We start from the raw sequence: 4,723 nt of genomic DNA, 5'->3' as shown, positions 1-4,723 counted from the left end.
TCCAGACTTTCTCTGTTTCTCTTTAGTACCATAAGTATAGTAGATTGGTAGAAAAAACAATGTCATTTCATGTAAAAGTTAAAACGTTTTTTACGCCAAGATTTAAGAAAATTTGTCAAAAAAACAGGATCCTTTCGTAAGCCTTGACTGCTCTTAAACTTCGTAGTTGATAAATACTGTGCTGTTGTGAAAATTTAAAAACCTAGTTGGAAAACCGTTGATTTCCAACTCCGAGCAGTTCGCGCATCCTTAGGCACGGCCGGAATGATTAGCCTCTATTCATTACCGTAATCACGAGGGCACATCGAGTTGGGGAATGATTAATCACTATTCATTAAAGTTAATCACGAAGGCATATGGGCACGGCTTCTATCAACCATTGTGATAGTAGTATCAAACTGTGCAGAGCAGTTTACCAAGCACACCCAGCGAAGGAAATACACGGAGACTCCTGGTCGGCTAGAGGCGGTCACGTCCTGTGACGTCATCGACACTAGTACGTCCTGTACGTCGGAAGGCTAAGGCAGCCGCCCGTGGAAAGCGGAGTGTATTTCCGTAGCAGTATTTTACGTCGCAACTTTGTTTAGATATTTACAAAACAAATTAAGCTACTCAACAGTTACTGGATATATGGTTAAAACAATTGATTTATTTGATGAGGAGACTAGGGCTAGAACGATATTAGAAAACTTGGCTTATCGCCAAGCTATTATGGCGAAAGCCAAAGTTGCACTTATGAAGTAAGAAAGTTTTATACTTTGTATGAAAACAAACCTATTTTCAAGATAGATGGTGGCTCGCTCAAGGCGAGCCATGCTGGTTTCTTACCTTCCAAAAAAAGCCTAAGCAGATTTTTTCTGCTTAGGCTTTGTCGTTATCTTTTTCTATTTCGATTTCTTAAAAATGTTGGAATATCTAATGTATCTTCATCATTTTGGTATGTCTCTTCTTGTTGCGGTTCTCTTTCACGTTGCTCCGGAACTCGTGTTGCTGCAGCATGCTGTTGATATGTTGCAGATGGGCGAGGAGTAGCTTGTTTTCTTTGCTGTTTTTTCGTTTCATCAAATCCAGTTGCAATAACTGTGACAATTACTTCCTCTTTGAGATTTTCGTTAATAACATTACCAAATATTACGTTTACTTCATCATCTGCAGCAGACGTTACCAAATCGGCTGCTTCTTGAACTTCAAATAGACTAAGACTCGGGCCACCGGAAATATTCATTAAAACTCCCTGGGCTCCATCAATAGAAGTTTCAAGTAAAGGAGAAGAAATTGCTTTTTTGGCGGCTTCCACTGCACGATTCTCTCCTGTAGCAACTCCAATTCCCATAAGTGCTGAACCTTTATCATACATGATCGTTTTAACGTCAGCAAAGTCAACGTTTATAAGTCCCGGTTTTGCAATTAAATCTGAAATACCTTGCACACCTTGACGTAATACATTATCGGCTTCTCTAAAAGCTTCTAACATCGGAGTGTTTTTATCGACAATTTCAAGTAAGCGATCATTTGGAATTACAATTAAAGTATCGACCGCTTCTTTTAATGAATCGATGCCTGCTTTCGCTTGTTTTTGTCTTCGAATACCTTCAAAAGAAAATGGACGTGTAACAACACCAACCGTTAATGCTCCTAGATCTTTTGCAATTTGAGCAATAACAGGTGCAGCTCCGGTTCCTGTTCCTCCACCTTTTCCGGCAGTCACAAAAATCATATCCGCGCCTTGCAGCACTTCTTCAATTTGTTCTCTACTTTCTTCGGCAGCCTTTTTCCCAACTTCAGGGTTAGCACCTGCACCAAGACCTCGTGTTAATTTCTCACCAATTTGTAATTTTATCTCAGCTTTCGATAAATTCAATGCTTGTGCGTCTGTATTTACAGCAATAAACTCTACACCTTCTACTCCATGGTCTATCATTCGATTTACCGCATTATTTCCACCACCGCCAACACCGATTACTTTTATCGTTGCAAGCTGATCCGTATTCGTATCAAATTCTAACATGGTTTGTCCTCCTATGAAAATCACTAGTTATAGAAGCGATTAGTTTTTATATTCGTTCAGTTGCGAGATTTATTCAAAAAATGATTTAAAGAAATTTGCTACTTTTGATTGTTTAGGTTCTTCATCTTTAATTTTCTCGTTCGTATTTTTCCTTTGATTACTAGAGGGTTGATTTACATGTAACGATGGAGTTAAGTCTTTGCCTTGGATTTTTGCGTTCCGATAAGCAAATTGTATGGTTCCTACTCCTACCGTATATTGTGGTTCACGTACCCCGATATAATCTGGAATTGCAATCCGAGCATTAGCATTAAATACTTCCTGGGCCAATTCTAGGACACCTTGCATTTTCATTGTTCCACCAGTTAGCACATATCCACCACGTAACTCATGAAAACCCATTCTTCTTATCTCTTTTTTAGAAAGCTCAAATATTTCTTCAAGTCTTGCTTCAATCATATCAGAAATTTGTAACTGATTGTATACTTCTTTATGATTACTTCCAATAATTGTTGCTTCAAATGTTTCTTCCTGCAAAGCAGTATCATAATAGGCATGTCCATAATTAATTTTAATATTTTCGGCTTCTTCGGTTGTAGTACGTAAACCGATAGATAAATCTTTTGTAATATTATCTCCACCAAGAGGAATTACAGAAGTTGCTATAAGATGATCATTTTCGAAGATAGAAACAGTCGTACAACCTCCACCTACATCGATTAATGCTACTCCCAAATTTCGCTCGTCTCTTGAAAGGGCAATTGACCCCGCTGCTATCGGCTGTAGGCAAATATCTGTGATATCTAAATTTGCTCTTTCGACGCATTTTAAAATATTATGTAAAACTGTTTTAGAACAAGTTATTATCGTTCCTTCCATTTCTAACCGAACACCAATCATACCTCTTGGATCAGTTATTTCATCCAATCCATCAACGATAAATTGTTTCGGTAAACAATCAATAATTTCTCTTTCAGGAGGTATTGATATTACTTGAGCGCCGTCTATTACTCTTGTAACATCATCGTCACCGATTTCTCGGTTTTCGCTTTGGACTGCAACAACACCATGACATGGATGCAATTCAACATGGTTACCGTTCACCGCGACGACGACTCGATCGATACGCATATCAACCATATGTTCCGCTTGTTCAATAGCGTTTTTTATGGAATGAACGGTTTCATCTATATCAACAATTGCACCTTTTCTCATTCCTTGCGATTTAGCGGTACCTACCCCAATAATATTTAATGAATCTTTTAGCACTTCTCCAATAATGACTTTTATTTCAGATGTTCCAATATCTAAACTGACTAATATTTCACCATTACTCAATGATAAGGCACCTCCACTACCAACAATTCAATTAATCAATCTTTTCAAAATAAGTTCCTACACCCATATGTACAATTCCTTTTTCATCAGGATTAAGTTGTGAAACAATCGATGGATAACTAATCATTTTACTAGAAAAATTTCGTATCGTAGCATCGACAATAAATCCATCATTCATATACAAAAGTATCTTATATTTATTTTTCTCGGTTGGCTCCCAGGATATCTCTGATATTAAATTAAAAATATCAACAGGTATTTTACTTAACTCGGTAGCCATCCGCTGTAAATATTGTTCATCACTAAAGTTGTTTAGTAAAGGTCCATCACCCTTATTCTGCAAATTACTCGTTGTTACTATCATACCATTTTCTAGTACAGGATGAAATTCTAAATCTGATTTAATAAAACCAATCACATTTTGTTCTTTCACCTTTAATTTAACTGTTTGGGGTAGTTTTCGTTCTACCTCAATACTACTTATCATTGGGTGATCTGTAATAGACTCCGTAACTGATTGTTGATTAATCAACCATATATTTGATCCAGATTGAAGACCACTTAATGTAATAATCTCTTGCTCAGGTATTATTTCGTTTCCAATAACTTCAATGTTTTTAATATGACTTAAAGGAGATTGAAAGTATACTATCATTGAAATTAAGAAGAAAAAAATAGAAAGATAGAATAAAAGTCTTCGATTCGCCTTCTTTTTTCTTGCTTCTTTTAATTTAGGAATACGATCTTCTATGGAAACAACATTCTTTTTTTCCATTTTCATTTCTTCCTTTATATAAATACTAAAAATACTTATAATAAATGAATTATAGCATATTTCATAGTAAACTTATACTAGAGTTGCCCAATGTAATTAAAATTTAATTTTTCGTATACGTACTGATATTTAACAACACGCCAATTGAACATAAGGTAAGCGTTAGTGAAGAGCCACCATAGCTTAGAAATGGTAACGTAATTCCAGTTACAGGTATTAATCCGATCACAACGCTAATATTTATCATTACTTGTATGGTGATCATCGTAATAATTCCAAAAGCTACATAACGTCCAAATGAATCGAGTGCTTCTACTGCAATTAGAATACCTCGCCAACATAATAATAGAAAAAGAATGATGACAATAGAGGCACCAATAAAACCAAACTCTTCTCCTATAATAGCAAAAATAAAATCAGTTTGGGGCTCTGGTAGATAAAAAAACTTCTGTAAACTATTACCAAACCCCACACCCATTAATTTTCCTGGTCCAATCGCATACAAGGACTGAATAATTTGAAACCCGTCACCTAATGGATCATCCCATGGATTTAGATAAGAAGTTATCCGACTTATTCGGTAAGGTGCAGACAAAATTAAT

The 4,723-nt window shown here is 36.1% G+C and carries 4 protein-coding genes; all 4 read right to left on the bottom strand.

All coding sequences use genetic code 11. From position 1 onward, the window contains the following. Window positions 1-874: 874 nt before the first annotated feature. Window positions 875-2,008, bottom strand: coding sequence for a cell division protein FtsZ (ftsZ, locus tag ACPYKA_RS19015; protein ID WP_479543773.1), 1,134 nt, complete (start codon window positions 2,006-2,008; stop codon window positions 875-877). Between the two features lie 69 nt (window positions 2,009-2,077). Further along, window positions 2,078-3,346: a cell division protein FtsA gene (ftsA, locus tag ACPYKA_RS19010; protein WP_479543772.1), complete on the bottom strand. Its 1,269-nt coding sequence runs from the start codon at window positions 3,344-3,346 to the stop codon at window positions 2,078-2,080. 31 nt (window positions 3,347-3,377) lie between these two features. Beyond that, window positions 3,378-4,121 carry a cell division protein FtsQ/DivIB gene (locus ACPYKA_RS19005; protein ID WP_479543771.1) on the bottom strand — a complete coding sequence of 248 codons (744 nt, stop codon included), beginning with the start codon at window positions 4,119-4,121 and terminating at the stop codon, window positions 3,378-3,380. Window positions 4,122-4,224: 103 nt separating this feature from the next. After that, window positions 4,225-4,723, bottom strand: a 499-nt coding sequence (locus tag ACPYKA_RS19000; protein ID WP_479543770.1) for an FtsW/RodA/SpoVE family cell cycle protein, incomplete at its 5' end; no start/stop codon positions are given.

This window comes from Pseudogracilibacillus amylolyticus (SeqCode) (genome assembly GCF_051918545.1).
Lineage (GTDB): Bacteria > Bacillota > Bacilli > Bacillales > Amphibacillaceae > Pseudogracilibacillus.
Note: the sequence above shows the minus strand (reverse complement) of the source record. Positions and strands in the feature narration are given on the sequence as shown.